Annotated in this window: 1 protein-coding gene (only partly in view); it reads left to right on the top strand. The window is 74.8% G+C overall.

The window, feature by feature from the left end; genetic code table 11:
• Positions 1-19753: the 3' portion of a lonely Cys domain-containing protein gene (locus ACGFU6_RS26640; protein WP_393614461.1), read on the top strand. Its footprint begins 9071 nt before the window's first position; only the last 19753 of its 28824 coding nucleotides appear in the window; the start codon falls outside the window, past its left edge; its stop codon occupies positions 19751-19753.

The following is a 19753-nucleotide window of genomic DNA, read 5'->3' as shown; positions in this document are numbered from 1 at the left end:
CTGGGCGGCCAGGACCTCCGCCGACGGGGCGGCGGCGACCTACAAGTGGACGTCCGTCGCCGTGGCGGGAGCCTCGCTGAACGACCAGGGCACCCTGGCGACCGAGGCCCGGCAGGGCGCGATCCGGCCGTCCCAGCTCATCTCCCGCGCCACGCAGATCCTGGACGGCGTGCAGGTGGTGGAGGGCCTGACCCTGCCGGGCATGGCGGCGGACCGGACCATGACGCTGGAGATCAGGGGCTATCTGACCAACCCCCGGGTGATCGGCTCCGGGTCGCTCTACTCCGAGCAGGACGTCAACTCCGGTGACACCGCGGGCCGGCAGCGCGCCGTCGGGCGCGTCCACCAGGGAACCTTCCAGGCCACCGCGATACAGGCACCGCCTCCGGCGCCCGAGCCGCTGGTCCATCAGGCCAACCCCATAGGCCGCTACGTCCACTCCCGCCGGACCGACGACACCAGCACGGTGAGTTCCACCACGAAGGTCACGCACGCCCTGGAGGAGACGGGCGACAAGCTGTGGATCGTCAACGACGTGACGCTGCTGGTGACGGTCAAGTGGGGTCTGCGCAACGTGGCGGGGAACGCCGTGGGCCTGGGCAGCTTCACCCCGGTGACGGTCGCGATCGACCTGGCCCGCGGCGTGACGTACGTGGCTCCCACGCAGAGCGTGGCCCGCGCGGCGCGGTGGTTCCAGGGCATGGGGGGCATCCCGGCCCTGACACCACCCCTGCCCGGCGTTCCCCTTCCCGCCCGCTTCGTACGGAGCCGGCAGCTGGGCAAGGCGGGCGTGCTCTCCGTGACCCAGCTCGACGACACGACGAACCGCAGGGAGCGGCGCGACCGGCTGGGCCGGGAGCTGACCGCGCTGGTGGAGAACGAGGCGCCGGGCTCCCTCCAGCCGGGACACGCCGCCTACCTGTCCGGTGTGGAGAGCGAGATCGCCCGCCGCACCGGACCCGCGGGGCTGCGCGCCCTGCCCGGACGCGGCCCCGGCGGCCACACGCGCCTGCACTTCATCCACAGCGCGTTCGGCGGGGTGCGGCTGGTCGAGGTGACCCTGCGCGCCCAGCCGGTCCTGCAGACGCCCGCCCTGCGCGCCGTACGCGGCCGGCCGGCCGGTGAGGGCGGCGGGCTGGAGCAGGTCGACATACACACCCCGCAGGCGAGGGCGACGGCCTCCGGCGTCACCAGGACACGTCAGCTCGCGGTCAACGTCATCTCCCGCTACCCGAGTCCCGGCGCCATCGGGCGCACCGACCGCGAGGGCCCGGCCCTCGGACTGACCACCGTCAGGGCCCGCACCGCCCGGACCGACACGGCGACGGAGGACCGGTTCTGGACGCGTACGGCACTCGGCGCCGATTTCGAGCTCGACTACCGCGTCACCGCGACGGTCCGCTCCCAGCTCGTGTGGGAGTGGCCGCCCAACATCCCCGGCGGCATCTTCCAGGGCGGGCTCCTGAACCTGTCCGGCCTCGAAGGCGATGTGGCCCAGCGGGTGCGCACCTGGATCCACCGCCTGCTGAACGGCCGGCCGGAGAGCACGGTCACGGTTCCGGTCGCGACCGAGGTGCGCTTCGTCGGCTCCGAGGCCACGGAGCCGCGTGAGCACACCTTGCCCCGGCCCCCGGCCCTGCTCACCCGTCACCCGCTGGGGCTGTCGGCGGCCGACGCCGCCGCTCTGGGCACGCTGCCGTTCGCGGACGACGCGCGCCTGCTGCCGACCGGGCCGACGCCGGTGCACGAGGCCAACGCCGTGCCGCAGCTGATGCAGGCGCTGCTCCAGGTCGCCCCGCGCACGGCCGCGTCCTGGGGCCTGCCCGCGAACGCCTCTGCGGAGGCCGTAGCCGTCCGGCTGGGCGAGCTGATCCAGGCCGGCGAGGTCAGCCTCGACCCGTCCCGCACGGCGGCCGGCCTGACCACCACGATGCCCGGCAGCTGGCCGCTCCAGGGGCCCGACACCGCGCCGTCCCTGCAGATCGCCCTGTACAACCCGCGCTCGGCGTCGGACTCGGGCGACGGCGCCGTCGACCGGGTCCGCAGGCAGGTCCGCACCTCCGCGACGACCTCGTCGGCCGGCAGCTCCTTCGCCCTGAACCTGAACCACCAGAGCAACTTCGGCCTGCCGAAGGGCAACTCCCAGCTGGTCGGTGTGACCTTCCCGCTGCTGGCGCAGCAGCCCCACACCAACACCTCCGGTGGCAACGCGTCCGCCTCCCGGTTCACCAGTGTGCGGACCGGCACCGCCGCCGCGCCCGCCGACGGGCGCGGCACGCCCGCCCACGAGACGCTGGTCGACACCGTCATCACGGTGACCGGCCCCGAGGGCACCCGGTACGTCACCGGGAGCCTCACCGTGCGGCTGTGGGAACGCGATGTGCTGGGCTTCGGTGTCACCCGGCCGAGGCCGGGCCCCCGGATCTACGACGTGCCCGCGATGCTCGCCGGCCAGGACGCGGACGACCTGCGGGACTGGGCGCGGCATCCGGTCACCGACCTGCCCGGGGTGCTGGCGGACGGCATCGACGAGCAGGACGCGACGGCGGAGCTGTGGCTCGCGCTCGGACCCGATCCGGACGGCACCCGCCTGGCCCGCGCCCTGTTCACCGGCTCCCGCACGGCCGCGCTGGCCGGCCGGCCGGTCGAGCTGGTCGTCCGTACCGACCAGGGGCTGCGGCACTGGCCGTTCGCCGCCGACGGCTCCCTCGCCGACGCGACCGACGCCACCCGGGGCGCCTGGGAGGGGATACGGGACGACGTCGGCAACTACCTCCGCGCGGTGGGGGCCGAGGCGACGGCACGGTACCGGGAAGACGTGACGGTACGGCGGCAGCCCGGCGCGCTGCGGGCCCTGGAGTCCGCCGACGGTGCCGTGGACACCGCCACCACCGCGCACCGGGCCGCCGGCCTGGCCCGCGCCGACGCCGTCCGGACCGCTGCGGCCGCCCGCACGGAGCTCGACGGCGTCCGGGCCCGGATCGCCGGCGCGCAGACGGAGATCGCGCGGCTGGAGCAGTCCGGGCGCGACGCCCGGACCGGGCAGGACGCAGCCGCCGCGGAGGAGCGGCAGCTGCGGGAGCGGTGGCGGCAGGCGCTGGCCGAGGTGAAGCGCCTCGAAGAGCTCGACGAGACCTCCCCGGTGACCGGCCGGGCCGCCGCCGACCGGGAGAGCGCCCTGGAAGCGGCCGAGGAGGGCGCCGACGCCATCCAGGAGCAGGGGATCGCAGCCCGGGACCGACGCCTGCGGTACGCCGACGCGATCACCGCCGCCCGCGAGGCGGCCGCCGAGGCCGAGGTGGCCCTCGCCGGGGCCCGCGAGGAGGAGGGCCCCCTCGTCTCGGAGCTCGCCCGCGCCGGCGGGGACGTGACCCTGGCGGAGCGTGCGCTGCTGCGGGCGGACGCCGCCCTGGGGCGCGCGACCGGGGCCCGCGACGCGATCCGGACCCAGGTCCGGTCCATCGAACGGGACCTGACCGAGGCCCGGCAGGACCTGAGCGAGCAGGCGCGCCGTCACACCGAGGCGTGGGGGCGGCTGCCCGGCCTGGTGGGCACCCTGGAGACCGGCCGCCGCGCGGAGGGCACCGGCACGGAGCCGTCGTTGCTGAGCTCCATGTCCTCGGCGCCCGCCCGGCCGACCCGCTCCGGCCGGTTCGGCGGGCAGCCCCTGCCCGCGCCGCCGGCGCGGGAGCGGACGGCGGCCGCTGCCGCCGCGCCCGCCGTGGCGCCGCCGCCGTCCGCGACGACGGAGCGGCCCTCGCTGCCGGCGGCGGAACTGGCCGCCCTGGCCGGCCTGCTGCCCACGATGGCCGGGCCGGAGCGGACCGCCCGGCTGCTGCCGCTGTCACAGCGGGACCGCGAGGCCCTGGCCGCCGACCGGGAGCTGGTGGCGGCCCTGCGCCGGGGCCTGCCCGCCGACGAGTTCGCCCGCACGGCCGCGCTGCTGATGGTGGATGTCCCGGCCGGTGTCGACCTGAACGTCTCGGCGGGGATCGAGGCGCGGGCACAGGTGGCGCGGATGCTGCGCTCGCCCGCCGCGGCGGAGCGGATGCTGAACGAGGGCGCGCGGATGATCGTGGTCCCGAAGGACGCGGCCATGACCTCGCTGGAGGCGTTCCGCACCATCCGGGGGGAGTCGACCGAGGACTCGCGCCCCTTCGACACCGAGCGCGGCGTCCAGCTCGACAGGCAGGTCGCGGCCGCCGAGGAGAACCTGCTGGGGGGCACCACGAGCGTGCCGGGCGCGGGCCTCCACCACGGCGGCTACTCCACGACGACCCACGAGTTGGCGCACGCCGTCCACCGCTACGGGCTGACAGAAAGCCAGCGGCAACTGATCACCGAGGCGTTCGCCGAGAGGACGCGGAAGGGCAGCTTCACGGACTGGCCCGACGGGTCGCTGTACGACGACTCCGGCACGCACCGCAACTACTCCTCCCGTGACGAGTTCGAGTACTTCGCCCAGCTCACCAACGTCTACCTCTCGACGAACGCCGGGACGGACCCGTACACCGGCCTGCGCCGCAACAACGGGACCAAGTGGGTCCGCGAGCACGAGCCGAAGCTGCTGCCGCTGCTGCGGGAGCTGTACGGCCCCGACCCGAGGGGCTTTCACCCCTGGCAGTCCAACCCGCGGCAGGAGGAGGACGTCTGGGCGGGCTTCCGGGCGATGTGGGACACGGCCGATGACGCGCTCGTGCCGCAGCCCCACGGCCCCGCCCCGGCGCCCGGACACCCGGTCGGGCCCGCCGCCGCGACGGCGAGTGCCGAGGCGCGGGAGCGTGCCCGCGCGGTCCTGACGGCGCCCCTCGCACCCCTTCCGGTGCTCAGCCGTGCGGAGCTGAGGCGGATGGTGCGCGAGGTGGCGGGCCGGGAGCCGGCGGGGCGCATGTCCGTCGAGCGGTGCCTGACGCTGCTGGGGAGCCTGCGGGACAGCCTGTATCCGCGGGGTGTGCGCCCGGCTGTCACGCTGGACGGCTCGGCGATCCGCTCCGGCCCGGCGTCCTCGCTGGTGGCCGGGCCAGGGTGGCGCGGGGTGCGGTCGTGGGGCGCGGTGGCGGACGCGGTCCGCGCGGCCGGGCCGGGCGCTGTGGGGCTCGTCCTGGCGCGGCGTCAGGACGACGCGCCGGGGCACGCGTGGGCGGCGTACCACCTCGGCGGGCCGGACGGTGTGGTGTGGGTGGACGTGTCGGCCCGTGCCGACCGCCAGGTGTCGGCGTTCCCGCCCAGGATCGCGCCGTCGGACGGGCAGGCGCTGGTGATCGGCCCCGCCGGGCAGGTCGTGGAGCACGCGCTGCCGGAGTTCGCGCAGTCGTCGTCGACGGCGTCCGCGCTGCTCGACCCGGCGCCGGGGCGCGGTTACGGCGCCATCGGGCTGGAGGTCGAGAAGCGTCAGGTGTTCCTGATCAGAGGGGGCGGCGACCTTCCCGCCAAGCTGGTGCTGGCCACCGCTCCCGGCTTCAAGATCGTTACCGACCATGGCGGGTTCTGGCGGACCGCCGACGGGCGGCTGCACCTCACGTATCCCACATTGGCACCGGGAGCGCCGAAGCCCACCCAGGCCTCCTATCTCATCGGCGAGATCGTCATCGAGCCGATGGCGGTGCTGCCGGGCGAGCGGCGGCAGTCCCAGGAGAGTGCGCTGGCGAAGCTGGGGAGGATGGAGCGGGCGCTGGACGCCAGGGACGAGCCCGGCGCGGCCGAGCAGATCCCGCTGGCCGAGCTCTTCCCCGCCGGTGACGGCTGGACCACCACAGAGCTGGGTGGCAGCATCCTGGTCGGCCCGACCCCGGTCAGGACGAGCCTCTCCTACGTCCAGCCCACCACGGGGCTGCCCGCCCTGGGTCTGAGCGTGCTCCAGGACCAGGCGGCGGACCGGCTGCCGCCGGGGCCCTTCGGGTCGGTGGACGGGTCGAGCCGGGAATTCGGGATGAAGGCCCTCTCGGAGGTGCTGCGCGACTTCACCGGCCGCGAGGACGTGCCCGACGTGGCCGTTCCCTTCCTCGCGGTCATACCCGACGTGGATGACATGTGGGGCTATCTGCGGTTCGGCTTCACCCACACCGTGGCCAGGCCGACCGGCGTCATCCTCAACCGGGGCCCGGCCGCGTTCATGGTCAAGAACGCCCTGGCGGTGGCGTCCCGGCCGTCGCTGGACCGTGTCCTGCGGGCTCTGCGGCCCCGCAGCCGGCGGCTCCTCGACCAGCACCACGACGGCATCAGTACAGGCGTCGCCGCCACGCTCGCGAAACTGCTGGAGCTCTACCGGAAGGCCGTCACGCCGGGGGAGCCGTTCTTCCCGGGGTTCTTCGACGCGACCATCGGCGACGTGCCCTCCCCCCGAGAGCACCTGACCTCCGTACTGACGGGACGCACCTCCGAGGGCCGGACCGTCACGCAGAAGCAGATGGTCGACATGGACGACGACCAGTACCCGACCCTGGACACCGACGACGGCAGGCTGGCGATCCCGCTGGTCCTCACGGAACTGCGGCACTTCGGCTACGACGGTCCGCTGATGACGTCCGAGGACATCCGGCGTGCCGTCGCCGAGCTGTCGGAGCTCAGTCGGGAGGCCTATCTGCGGGCGCAGAAGTACGCGGCCCCGCTGCCCGAGGACGTGCTGCTCGAATCCATCGGGCGGATCGTGGAGAACCCGGTGGTCCGGGGGCTGGCGGCCTTCGTGCAGATGGCCCTGCTGGCGGGTCTGCCGCGGCCCGGCGGCGGCGCCAGGAGGCTGATGTCCGTCGAGGACAGCCAGCGGACCGCCCGCGCGCTGGGCGCCTACGCCCTGGGCACCCCGCTGCCCGCCGACGACCCCGTGCACCAGGCGCTGCGGACAGCCGTCGACGAGGCGTCCGACGCCATCGACGGCCTTCCCCCGCAGCATCAGCCCAGGCTCCGGGCACTCGTCGACGGGGCGCGGGGCGCCCTCGGCATCCTGGCCGATCCCGGGCGGACGCCGCCGGTCCTGGAGTGGAAGGCGGAGATCGTCGCGCTCGACGGGGCCCGGGTCCTGCTGGAGCGGGTGCTGACGGTCACCCACCGGGGCGCGGACGGGCGGTCGGTGGGGCTGTCCTCGCGTCCGGTGCAGGACTGGCAGGACGCTCACCGGCACGCCTACGGGGCGATGGCGGAGGCGGGCGGGTTCACGCTGGTGCGGCGGGGGCCGGTGCCGTTGGAGAGCCCGTTGCAGCCGTTGCCGTTCGGCAAGGCGCGGCTGTTGGGTCTCCGTGGTGATGCCAGGGGCGCCGTGCTGGCGCTGTCGGACGGCAGCGACGCGGTCGTCGACTACGCGCGGATCGTGGACCTCCTGTTCGCCGTGGACGGCGATCTGACGGCGGCGCTCCCCGAGACGGCCGTGGTGGTGGCGGGGGCCGATCTGGCGGGTCCGCCGGTGGCCGATCCGCTGGAGGTCCCGATCCCGGGGCAGGCACTTGCCGACGGCTTCGACCGGTGGGTGTGGGGGACGGGGAGCGGGCGGGAACCGGTCCTCGTTCCGGGCGAGGAGGGTGCGCCGGCGCGGTGGCAGCTGGCGGAGGGGGACTGGTGGGTCGGCTTCCGCTCCGAGCCGTCGACCGCTGAGCTGGCCCGGCTCGCGGAGCGGGTGACCGGTGACCGCGGTCGCGCTCCGGCGGTGCGGCGCTGGGTGCAGGCGATCCGGCTGGTCTACGGTCCGCTGCTGGAGGACGACCGTGCGGCGTTCGAGGCACTGTTGGGCGGGTTCTGGGCGCTGGACCGGGTGCGGGCGGCCAATGGCTCGGATTCGCTGCTGAACTGGGCCGGTCTGCGGTCGGCGGTCGATGGGTACTTCGTCGATCAGGGGCAGCCGGTGCCTCCGTTGCCGGTGGCTCTGCAGTTCCTGCTGGTGTCGGCGGCGGGTTCGGTGGGCGCCGATCTGGAGCTGTCCGGACTCCGGCTCACTCCTCAATACCAGAGCGTGCGGGCCTGGGACGGGGCCACCGCCACCCCGAACGCTATCGGCGGCGGGGCGGCGCCGGACGCGGAGATGTCCCTCTTCGGGCCGACGCCGGGAGCCACGACCCAGCCCCCTGCGGTGCCCCCTGCCGCGCCCCCGGCCGTGACCGGAGGTTTCACGGGGCCGAACGACGACATCCTTTCGGCGCGGACCATGATCGCCGGGCCTGAGGCGTCCTCCACGTCCGCCGGTCCTGCCGCGTCCTCCGCATCGTCCGGCCCTTCGCGGGGCCGCAGCTGGAAGAAGGCGTCCGTGAGCCGGGTGCTGCCGGAGGTACGGGTCATCGAGACCCGGGCCGGCGACGTCCCCAAGCAGGTGTCGAGTGCGGCGACGCCGTGGCCGCAGGGCGCGTACGTGGTGTCGGCGGACGGCGAGAGCGGGCGGGTGCGCCTGCCGGACGGCCGGGTGCTGGACGCCGAGGGGCTGGCGGACGCGCTCGAGGCCGATCCCGAGCTGACGAAGCTGGCGAAGGACGTGCCGGTGGTGCTGGCCGTTCCGTTCGCGGGGGCGCAGTACCAGCGGACGCTGCGGACGGTGGCCGACCGGCTGGGGCGCACGGTGTGGGGTCCCAGCGGTGACGGGCGCCTGATCGCCGACGGTTCCGGGGACGCGCACGTCGTGGTGATGGTCGACCGCGATCCGGACGCGCCGGTCGGCCTGTGGATCTCGGTCGACCCGTCCGCGAACACGACGTACGAGGACCGTCGGTGGACCGCGATGGACGGGACGGTGTTCCGCGACAGCGACGTGGACACGCGGCCGTTGGCGGACGAGAACAACGAGCGGTACGGCCGGCTCGCGGTCGCGCGGGGGGACGCGCTGCGGACCCGGGAGGAGCGGTTCCGGATCTTCCGGAAGATGCGCCGCCTCGTGCACCGGACACACGCCGACACCGGTTACCAGGACACCGGTACGGAGCCGGTGTCGATGGCTTCGGCCGTGTACCTCTTCGCCGCTCACGGCTATCCGGGCCGGATGCGGCTGCCGCTCCTCGACGGCCGGACGGTGCTGCTGGACAAGCGGGACGCGGCCGCGTACATCACGGGCTTGCGCGAGGTGCGGGAACTGCCGCCGGGGTGCCGGCTGCATCTGGAGGTCTGCTGGAGTGCGACGGACGGTGACCCGTGGCAGCTCCAGCGCTCGTACGCGCCGGCGCCCCATATCGACGATCCGCTGGGGGACGTCTCGTTCATCGGGCATGCCGCGAATCTGAGTCGGCAGGAGGTGGAGGGCAGCACCAGGCAGACCGGCATGGACAACACCATGCGGGTGGCTCTGGAGGGCGCCGACGGTGAGCGTGGCCGCCGGGTCGTCGCCCGACCCGAGCCGCTGGACCCGGAGCTGGACCAGTTGGCGCGGGAGGCGGGACTGCACAGCGGCCCGGGTGAGGCGTCGCCGGAGGTCCGGGCCACGATGCTGCGGTTGGTACGGGCGTTGCGGTTGGTGTTCGGCAACGAGATCGAGGATCACCGAGGCGTGGTGGGGGGCCGGTACGAGCGGGTGCTGAAGGGGATCGGCGCGCTGGAGCGGATGCGGGCGAACGATCCGGCGATCAGCGCGCTCACGCCGTTCCGCCTGGACATGTGGGCCTTCTTCGTCCAGGAACACAGCGGGAAGGCCCCGGCTCCGGCCGGATACGTGGCGTTGCTCGACTTCGCCGCGGCCCGGATCGCGGCCGATCCCGACGCGAAGCTGACGGAGGAGATACCCGCGCCGGTGGTCGATCTCACCCTCAAGCACATGAGTGAGAACGGCATGGGCAAGATGCGGTACGTGCAGTCGCTGCCGCCCGGCGCGCCGTCCACTCCGAGGCATGCGGCCTCCACGCTCTGGGCCATGACCCGTGCGGCCCAGATCTTCCGGTCGATGCCGCCCGCCGACCGGGAGACGATGGGCCGCAAGGTTCTCCACCTGGATGCGGCCGCCGTGTGGGACCGGGCCGGGCAGGAGACCCTGTGGAAGCTGACGGCCAAGGCGATCGCGGAGGGCGCGGACGCCTCCGATCACGATCTGCTGGCCGCGCGTCATCTCCAGGAGACCGGCGCCTTCGCCCCGGCGGCTCTGCTGCGGCAGGGGCCGAACGTCCAGGGTGTGAACTGGTCGGGTACGCCGGCGCCCGCCGGGATCGACTGGGCCCGGGTGCGGCGGATCGCGCACGGGCCCAACGGGACGGTCACACAGCCGGTCCAGCCGGTCTGGACGGGTCCGGACCGGCCCATGCCGCTGCTGAGCGTGGTCGAGGTCGACTGGGCCGGTTCCCTCGTGCTGCATCTGCCGGGCCGGGCTCCCGTCGAGGTCTCGGAGGGTGAGTTCCTGGCGCTGGTGGCGATGGACCCGGCGTTGAATACGCTCCCGCTGAACACCCCGGTGCTGTTCCTGACCACCGGCCCCGGGGAGCTGCCCGCCGGCCTGCTGCAGCGGTTCTCCCAGCGCACCGGACGTCCGGCCTTCGGCTACGACGCGCCGATGATGCTGAGCGGCACCGACCCCGCCGCCCCTCTCGGCATCCTCGCTCTCCTCGACCCGGCCACCAAGAACCCGGGCCAGTGGACCGGGACCGTCCGGCAGATCGCCTCCCCCGGCACCACCACGGACGCCGCACTCACCGTCTTCGGCACCTCGGCAGCCACCTCCGCCCCGCAGGCGGCGGAGCCGCTTCCGGGCCCCGAGGGCGCTGCCCCGGACCCGTCCCGCCCGTCCTGGCCGACGCCGCGGGCCCGGCGGGAGTCCGGCGTCGGTACGTTCCACTTCGCTCCCGGAACCGTCCCGGGCGGCGCCGCCCGCACGGGCACCGGCCCCGGTGAGAGGGACGAGCGGTCCGGCATCGGCTATCCGTCCCCCGCCCGGATCAACGCCACCCCGGTGTCCCCGGCCGCCCCCGAAAACGCCCCGGAGCACGCCCCCGAGGCGGACCCCGGAACCGCCTCCTACACCGGTCCCGGCTGGGCGGTGCGGTCCTGGCGGCCCGCCGGATCGCCGGGCTCGGTGCGGTTCACGCGCATGTACCGGGACCGCGAGTGGCGACGGCTCGGGGTGGCCCTGGAGCTCGCGTTCGCCGGGCACCTGAGCCGGACCGCCGGGCTCACCGAGTCCGTCCGTGACGCGGTGCGCCGCATGTACGGGGAGCTCGCCGAGCGCCACGGCGAGGCCGCGGCCCGGCGGGCGTTCTTCGCCCCGGACACGGTCGCCGGGACCCAGGCAGCGGACCCGGCCGCCGACCTGGAGCGGCTGCTCGCGCTGCCCCCGGGGCCGCTGGCCGTCGACGAACTGATGAGCGCGCTCACGTACGCCTCGTACGCGGGTCCGGGGCTGCCGCGCGAGGTGGCCGAAGCCCTGTCCCGGCCGGCCGGCCGGCGCGCGCGGTTCGCGCCGGGCAGCCCGTACCGGGCGGTGCACGACAGCCGGGGCCTGCGCCGGGTGGGCGGTGACCGGGGGCCCGCGCTGAGGCTGTTGCGAACCTACGCCGCGCTCGGCGCCTCGCCCGCGCAGCTGCACGCGTTCCGCGACGCGGTCATCGCCTGGGCGGTCCCGGCCGATCTGCAGTCGGTGCCGGAGATCCTGAGCGCCTCCCACCGGCTGGGCCTGGGAACCGACGAGGAACGCGACCTCGCGCTGCGCGACGGCGCCGGTCTCCACAACTGGGCGGCGGACACCGCGGCGACGACCGACGCGCCCCTTACCGACCCGGACGCCCCGCCCGCCGAGCCGCTCGAACCACCGCATCGCGCCCTGTATGCCGAGCGGATGAAGTTCGGCCAGGACATCACACCCAGCAGGCTCGCCCTCCCCGGCGGCCTCGTGGCCCTGACCGCCGCCGCGCTCGCCGGGGACCCGCTCCCCGACACCGACCGGGGCCGGGCGCTCGGGACCTGGCTGAACCGTTACGGCGACGAGGGCAGGAAGGCCCTGGAGCGGCTGCACCCGGCCCATCTGACGGCCGTACACCTCTACAGCGGCGCCGACTACCGGCAGATGAAGGCGTTCCTCAACGGCGAGCGGTTCGGCCCTGGCATGGGGCGCCGGCTGGTGCGCCTCAACACCTGGACGATGACCCGGAAGATGGCGGAGGTCGGCGCCCCCGACCTGCTGCCGATGACGCTCCGCAAGCAGCCCGCCTTCACCGCCCTGTTCGACGCGATGTGGGAGGTGGACGACCTCCAGGACCGGACGCCCGAGGTGGCCGGCCTGCGGCGGCGCCTGGACGCGATGGCCGACGCACTGTACGCGGACCTTCCGCTGCACGTCGACATGGCGATCGAGGCCCTGGAGATCCTGCCCCCGCTGAACCAGGACGTCTGGTGGGGCGACCGGGGGATGCCGGGTGCGCTGGGCGAGCCGCCCGCGGACGGGCCGGTGTACGGCAGGAACGGGATGACGATGCCGTTCTTCCGCAGCACGGCGCTGGTCCGCGACCAAGCGCTCGGCTTCATGCACCGGAGCAAGGGCATTCCCGGGGACGCCCACCGGGGGCTGGTGCACGTGGCGGGTTCGACGGCGCGGGAGGTCAGCCCGTTCGTGGTCCGGCCGCAGGAGACGGAGGCCCTGTACCCGCCGGGGGCCTCCTTCGGCGTCTCCACCCGGACGGTCGTTCCGGGTGGCGAGCAGACCAAGCCCTACGAGTCCGTGGAAGCAACGGAGGTGGCTGCGCGTCACCGGATGCCCGGCGCCGCCCGGCGGATCGCGGAAGCCGGACCGGCGGACGAGCTGTTCGGCATCGGCCCCTCGGCCGGCGCCGCCGAGTCCGACGAGCGGCCCGCGCCGGTGCTGCGGCCCGTCCACGGGGAGGACGGCGAACTCATCGGTGTGGCCTCGTTCGACGACGCGGACTGGGCGGTGCGGCAGGAGCAGTACGCCCGGCTCGGCGGCGCGAGGGGCTTCGTGTCGTGGAAGCGCGACGGCGAGGACCGGCCGGTCGCGACCGAGCGGGCGCTGCCGGGCGGCGGCACGGCCGACGGCACGTTCTTCTTCGCGTCGCACGGTGGCCCCGACGGGCTCGCCCTGGTCACCGAGGACGGCGGGGTACGACGGGACGACGGTACGTACGCGGGGCGGCTCCTGCGCTCGGCGCGAGAGCGTGGCGCCCGCAGCGTGACGGTGCTCGCGTGCGGCCCCGGCGACGTACCGCAGAGCGAGGCGGAGGCCCGTGCGCGGGCCAGGCGGATGGCGGACGGGTCCGGGCTGCCGGTCCATATGCCGGTGGGCCGCTCGGCGGTGTCCGACGGGCTGCCGCACCTGCTGGAGGACGCCGAGGGGGAAGCCACGGCATGGGTGACCGAGTACCCGGACGGCCGGCCGGGCCCCCGGACACCGGCCCTGGACGCGGGCACCGGCGGGCGCGCCGCGTTCGCCCGTCCGGCGCGGGACCACGTCAACGTCACGGGCGGTACGCCGGACACCGGCCCGGAGCAGCTCGCCGAAGCGCCCTGGGCGGTGTCGTCCTGGCAGCCGGCCGGGGCCCCGGAGACCGCCCGGTTCACCGGCCTGTACCGGGAGCGCGAGTGGCGGCAGGCCGCCGTCGACTGGGAGGACTCCCTCGCCGAGGCGCTGAGCGAGGCCCCCGAACTCGCCGAGGCGGTCGGGGACGTGGTGCGCGAGGTGTACGCGGCGCTCGCCGAGCGGCACGGGGAGGAGGCCGCGCAGCGCGCCTTCTTCACGCCGGACCAGGCGCCGCAGGACCCGGTCGCCGAGCTGGAGCAGCTGCTCGGCACGGCTGCGGGCCCGGAGGCGCTGGACGGCCTGATGCGGGTCCTCCTGCGCGCCGCGTACGCCGGCCGGGAGCTGCCCGGCCAGGTCGAGGAGGCCCTCGCCGGGGCCGGCGGCGGCTTCGGCCGGTTCACGGCGGACAGCGCCTACCGCGCCGTGTTCGACAACCGTGGCTTCCGCCGGGTGGGCGGCGAGCGCGGCCCCGCGCTGCGCCTGCTGCGGATGGCCGCCGCCCTCGGCCTGCCGCCCACCGTGCTGCCGGCGTTCCGCACCGCCCTGGCCGTCTGGATGATCCCGGGAGACCTGCAGTCGCTGCACGAGGTGCTGCGCGCCTCCCACCTGATCGGCATGGGCGCCGCGGACGAACGCGCCGCCGCCACCCGGGACGGCGCCTCGCTGCACACCTGGGCGGTCGGCCACTTCCTGGACAGCGGGCTGCTGCCGGCTGACGCCGACAGCGGCGCGCTCGACGCCCTGGCCCCGCCGCACCAGGTCATGTACCAGCAGCGGATGTCGTTCCCGTTCGAGGTCACCGGGACGATGGACGTGCCCGACGCGCTGGTCGCGATGGCCGATGCCGCGCTCGACGGCGAGCTCCCGCCCCGGCCCACCGGCAGGCTCCTCGCCATGTCCGCGTGGCTGGACCGGCACGGCGAGCGCGGCGCCGAGGCGCTCCGACGGCTCACCCCGGCCCATATGACGGCCCTCTACCTCTACAGCTCGTACGACTACCGGCTGATGAAGGCGCTGCTCAACGGCGAGCGGCTCGGCCAGGGCGTCAGCCGTCATCTGGTGCGCTTCCACACCTGGCGCTACATCCTGGATTCGGCGCGCGAGGAGGAGCTGGACATGCCCCCGCTCACCCTGGTGAGCCGGCCGGAGTTCACCGAGCTGTACGAAGCACTGAGCGACCTGCCCGATCTCGATGCGCCGAGCCCGGAGCTGGCCCGGCTGCGGCGCCGCGTCGACATGATGGCGGACCGGCTGCACGGTGAGCTGAAGCTGCACATCGACATGGCCATCGAAGCGCTGGACATCCTGCCGCCCGTCGGGCGGACCGCCTGGTGGGGCGAGCGCGGGGCGCCCGGACCCGTGGACGCGCCGGACGTGAACGGCCCCATGTACGGCGAGGAGACGATCGACGTCGCGTTCTTCCGCAGCGCCTCCCTCGTGGTCGGGGAGGCGGTCGAGTTCGCACTCGGCGACAAGGCCGTTCCCGCAGGTTCGCACCGCAAGCTGATCGAGATCAGGGACTCGACCGCGCGCGACGGCGTGCCCTTCTTCAAGCACCTGTCGGAGGGGGAGGCGCTGTATCCGCCGGGCATGCGGTTCGACGTCGTCAGCCGGCGGCTCGTCCGCACCGAGAAGCGGCCCCCGATGCTGAGCGAGGTGGTGGAGGAGGCGACCCCGGTGCCGGACAGCCTCGCCGCACTGCCGCAGGACGGCCCGCTCCCCTTCACCCCGGCCGAGTTCGCGGACCCTGCCGAGGACCTGTTCGACCTTGGTGCAGGGGCCCTCGCCGGCATACCGGCCCCCGCCCACCCGGACCCCGACTACTGGAACAGCCCGTGGACCGGCCATGGGACCGCCCCGTCCGCGGCGGGGATCGTCGTCCGGGAGATCCGTCAGGGCAGCAGGGTGGTCGGGAAGGCATCCTTCTCACGGCGCGACTGGGCGCTGCGCGAGCCCTTCTACGGCCACCTGCCCAAGGCCACGCACTACACGGAGTGGAGCCGAGGCCCCGGTGGGGAACGTGTGGCCCTGCGGCGTCCGCTGCCCGCCACGGGAGAATCCGGCACGTTCTTCTGGACGTCCCACGGCCGGGACGACGGCTACGCCGTCGTCGGCGAGGACGACATGCCCGTCGGCGCCGACGCCGAGATGGCGGGGCGTCTGCTCGGCCAGGACCTGGCCGAGGCGGGCTTCACCAGCATCACGGTCCTCGCGTGCGCCCCGCGCACGGGCCCAGGCACGAGCACGGGCCCAGGCACGAGCACGGGCCCAGGCACGAGCGCCGACACCGCCGCTCGCACCGCGCTGCGGGAGGACAGTCTGCGGCGTGCCGAGCGCCGGGCCCGGGGGATCGCCGACGTCACCGGCCTGGAGACGTTCATCGACACCGGTTTGATGGCGGTCACACCCGGCCGGGACGAGGACGGCGGGCCGACGGCCGACATCCACCTCCTGGAGTCCGCCGACGGCAGCCCCACGAGCTGGCTGCGGGTACCCGCGAGGGGCCGGGCCGGTTCGGACCCGGGCCTCCCCGTGCCCGGGGAGGCCGCTGTGGAACCGGGACCGTCCGCGCGTACCGGCCCGCCCTGGTCGGTGCCCGGATGGCAGGTCGCCGGAACCCCCGGGGCCGTGCGCTTCACGCCGCTGTACCGGCAGCGGGGATGGCGGCACCTCAGCTTCCGCTTCGAGGTGACCCTGGCGCAGAAGCTGGCCGGCGACCCCGAGAGCGTCCAGGCCGCCACGAGGGCCGTCGCCCGGCTCCACCAGGTTCTGGCACAGGTGCATGGTGCGCCCGCGGCCGACCGGGCCTTCTTCCAGGGGCCCGAGGCCGGGCAATGGCTCGGGGAGCCGGACGCGGTACGCCGGTTCCTGGCGTCCGGGCCGTCCGTGCCCGCGCTGATGCGGGCGTTCGCCGCCGCGGCGTACGGCGGCCAGGGGCCCGTCACCCTGCGCGCCACCCTGCCCGGCCGGCTCGGCTCGCCGCAGGCGCCCCGGCCGAGGGGCCACCGGCAGGGCGCGTACCGGACCGCACACGACCCGCGCGGATTCCGGTACGTCGGCGGGACGGCGGGTCCGGCCCTGTGGCTGTTGCAGGCGCACCGGGCGACCGGGGCGCCGGGGCCCGAGCTGATGGCCTTCCGCAAGGCTGTGCTGGCCTGGTCGATCCTGACCGACACCCATTCCCTGCCCGAGGTGCTGCGCGCCTCGCACCTGACCGGCCTGGGCACCGAGGCGGAACGTGTCGCGCTCGGCTCCGACGGTGCGCGGCTGCACCAGTGGGCCGGGCGCACCTTCGGTATCGGTCCCTCCCTGCCGCACCACCACGCCTACGACCTCAGAACGCGCTTCGTCTCCAAGTACGACGTCGCCGTTCCCGGGGACATCGGCAAGGCGCTGAACGCGGCGCTGACCGGGACCCTGATGGAGTCCCAGGAGGAGCGGGTCGAGGCGGCCCGGGAGTGGCTGGAGCGGTTCGGGGAGCGGGGCCGGGCCGCGCTGCGCGCCCTGAGCGCCGGCCACCTGACCGCGCTGTACCTCTACACCGGCGAGGACCACCCGCTCTTCAAGACCTACGTCACCGGGGGCCGCTTCGGCGAGGCCGTCGGCCGCTGGATGACCAGGCACCAGGTGTGGCGGTACGCGCGTGAGGACGCCGTGAGCGACGACCCGGTCCTGCCCGAGCTGCTGCGCTCCGACGAGGACCTCGGCGACGCGATCCAGGAGTTGCGGGATCTGGGCCCGGAGCCGGCCGGCCCGGCCCTCGCGCAGGTGCGCCGCCAGGTGGACGAGGTCGCCGACCGGGTGTACGACGATCTGGCCCTGCACGTCGACATGGCGGTCGAGGCGCTGGAGATCCTGCCCCCGGTGAACGAAGAGGTGTGGTGGGGCGGCTGGCTCCCGGGACGCCTGGACGAGATCCCGGGGGAGTCGCCGTTGGTCACCGCGACCACGATGTACATGCCGAGGTTCCGCAGCACCACCGAGAGCGTGTCCACGGCCGCGGGATACACCCGGGGCGACCTGGTGAAAATGGCCGGGGCCCGGGACCGGCACGCGATGCGGGGGTACGTGGAGAACTCCACCGCCCGCGTGGTGACGCCCTTCTCGTCGTGGATCGACGAGGACGAGGTGCTCTACCCGCCGGGCATGGCCATGAGCATCGTCAACCGCGCCATCGGGACCGACCCCAATACCGGGCAGCCGTTCGCGGACTACGAGCTGCGGGAGGCGCCCCCCTACCCGCACACCGTGTACAACAACGCCGAGGACGAGCCGTGGCCGCGGTTCGTGGAACTCACCGACGACGAGGGCCCGGACCCGGCGCGGCCGTACGACGAGGACACCCCCGCCGACGGTACGGCGGCCGCGTCGGAGGCTCCCGCGCCCGGCTACCGGCGCACCGGACCGGACTCCGCCGAGTTCGGCGGCACCGTGTTCGCGCTCCACGAGTCGCCCGGAGAGGGCGACCGGACCGTGGACACGGTGCTGTTCGCCCTCCGGTACGAGGCCGCCGACGCGCTGCGCGCGGCGGGCGTCGAGACCGCCGGGGACTTCCGTGACTGGCTGGACCGCACCCTCACCGCCGACGACGTGTCCGAGGTGACGGTGCCGCCGCTCGACGGGGGCCGGAGCCTTCCGCTGGGCCTCCTCGACCGGATCGGCGTAGCGCTCGCTACCGACCAGCGTGCGGAGGCGATGCTGCTGGGCGACCGGTTCCCGGCCGCACGGATCTCCCCGGACCCCGTGCAGCGCCTCCGGGCGCTGCTCACCGACCCCTCCTACGGGGGCGAGGGCGTGGACGTGCCGATGGGGCCGCTCGTGGCGGCCGCGGCTCGCGGGCTCGGCGTCGCGGTGGCCGTGGCGGGCCCGGACGGCACGACGACGCTCCACGGCGAACCCACCGCGAGCACACCGGCCGCCCTCCTGGTCCGGGACGGGGACCGGCTGCTCGCCGGACTGCCGGACGGGCCGGACACCACCGCCACCGCCACCGGGAGCGAGGCACGGCTGCGCCGGGTGGCGGACGCCCTGACCGGCGCGCCGCTCCACGTGCGGAACCTGCTGACGGCCCGTCCGGCGCCGGAGTGGGTCATGGCCCGCATCCGCTACGCGCGGGAGGCGAGGCGTTTCGAGCAGCGCCTCGGCCGCTATCTCGGCGGTCACGAAGCGGCGAACGCCCAGCTCGGCGTCATGGTGCGCGAGCTGTGGAAGCGGGCCGGGGCGGCGGGCCGCTGGCCGGAGCTGGGCTCGGACGACCCCACCGTGGACGGGGCGGTGGGCACCGGCCGGGAACGGCTCCTGGCGGTGGTCGAGTCGGGCAACCTGCGGGAGCGGATGGGAATGCTGTGGATCGGTGCCCAGTCGCCGGACGGGCACGGCGGACTGATCTCGGACCTGCTGGGCAGCCCCGACCCGAACCCCGAGGTGATCACCGCCGAATACCGGGCGTCGAGGCCGCAGTCGGAGGCGATGACGGCCTACGCGGCACTCAGCGGGCAGCCGGCCCGGACCCCCGGCGAGCAGACGCTGATGGACGAGGCCGGGCGGACGCTGCGCACATCGGCGCGCCCCGAGGACCTCTCGCCGCCGCTGAGCGAGGCCGAGCGGGCCCTGATGGCGCAGGAGGCCGTCCCGTGGATCCCGGGGATGAACCGGTTCCACATCGCGATGAGCACCCCCGCGCAGGCCGACGCCGAGGCGGACGGCAGCCTGGTCCTGGCCGGCACCTCGGGATCGGCCCACCGGCTGATGTCGCAGGCCGCGAAGATGCGCGAGGCATGGGGCCTGGACGTCGATCTGGGCCTGGTGCGGCTCGGGGTGATGGCCGAGATGCTGCAGGCGGAGCACCACTCCCTGGACGAGATCATGCGCGGCTCCCAGCTCGTCCTCGACCGGTTGCGGCGCAGCGGCAGCGCGGAGCCGGCCGAGCTCGACTACACCGACAACTGGGGCCGTTACTGGCGCATCGCCCCGCTGACCGAGGCGGAGCTGCGCGAACACGTGGCCACGGACGGCCTGTTCCCCGACGAACACGCGCTGGGCACGACGGGCGGTCCGGACGGCACGGCCCCGGACCTCCCGGGCGACCCCGAGGTACCGGATCTGCCGGGCGACCCGGCCGTGATCGCGTGGCTGGTGGCCCATCAGGACTCCCTGGAGGACGTCCTCCACATCCTGGAGGCGCTGAGCCCGGACATCCTGTCCGGCCCCGGTGACGGGGTCCTGACCGGCGACCGGCTGGAGCAGCTGATCGACGCCTGGCTCCGCGCGCGGGGCCTGGACACGTCCGGCTCCCTGGCCGGAAAGCTCCGCCGCATACTGGACGACGACCGCGCATAA

The sequence above is a fragment of the Streptomyces sp. NPDC048462 genome (assembly GCF_043200175.1).
Classification (GTDB): domain Bacteria; phylum Actinomycetota; class Actinomycetes; order Streptomycetales; family Streptomycetaceae; genus Streptomyces.
Note: the sequence above shows the minus strand (reverse complement) of the source record. Positions and strands in the feature narration are given on the sequence as shown.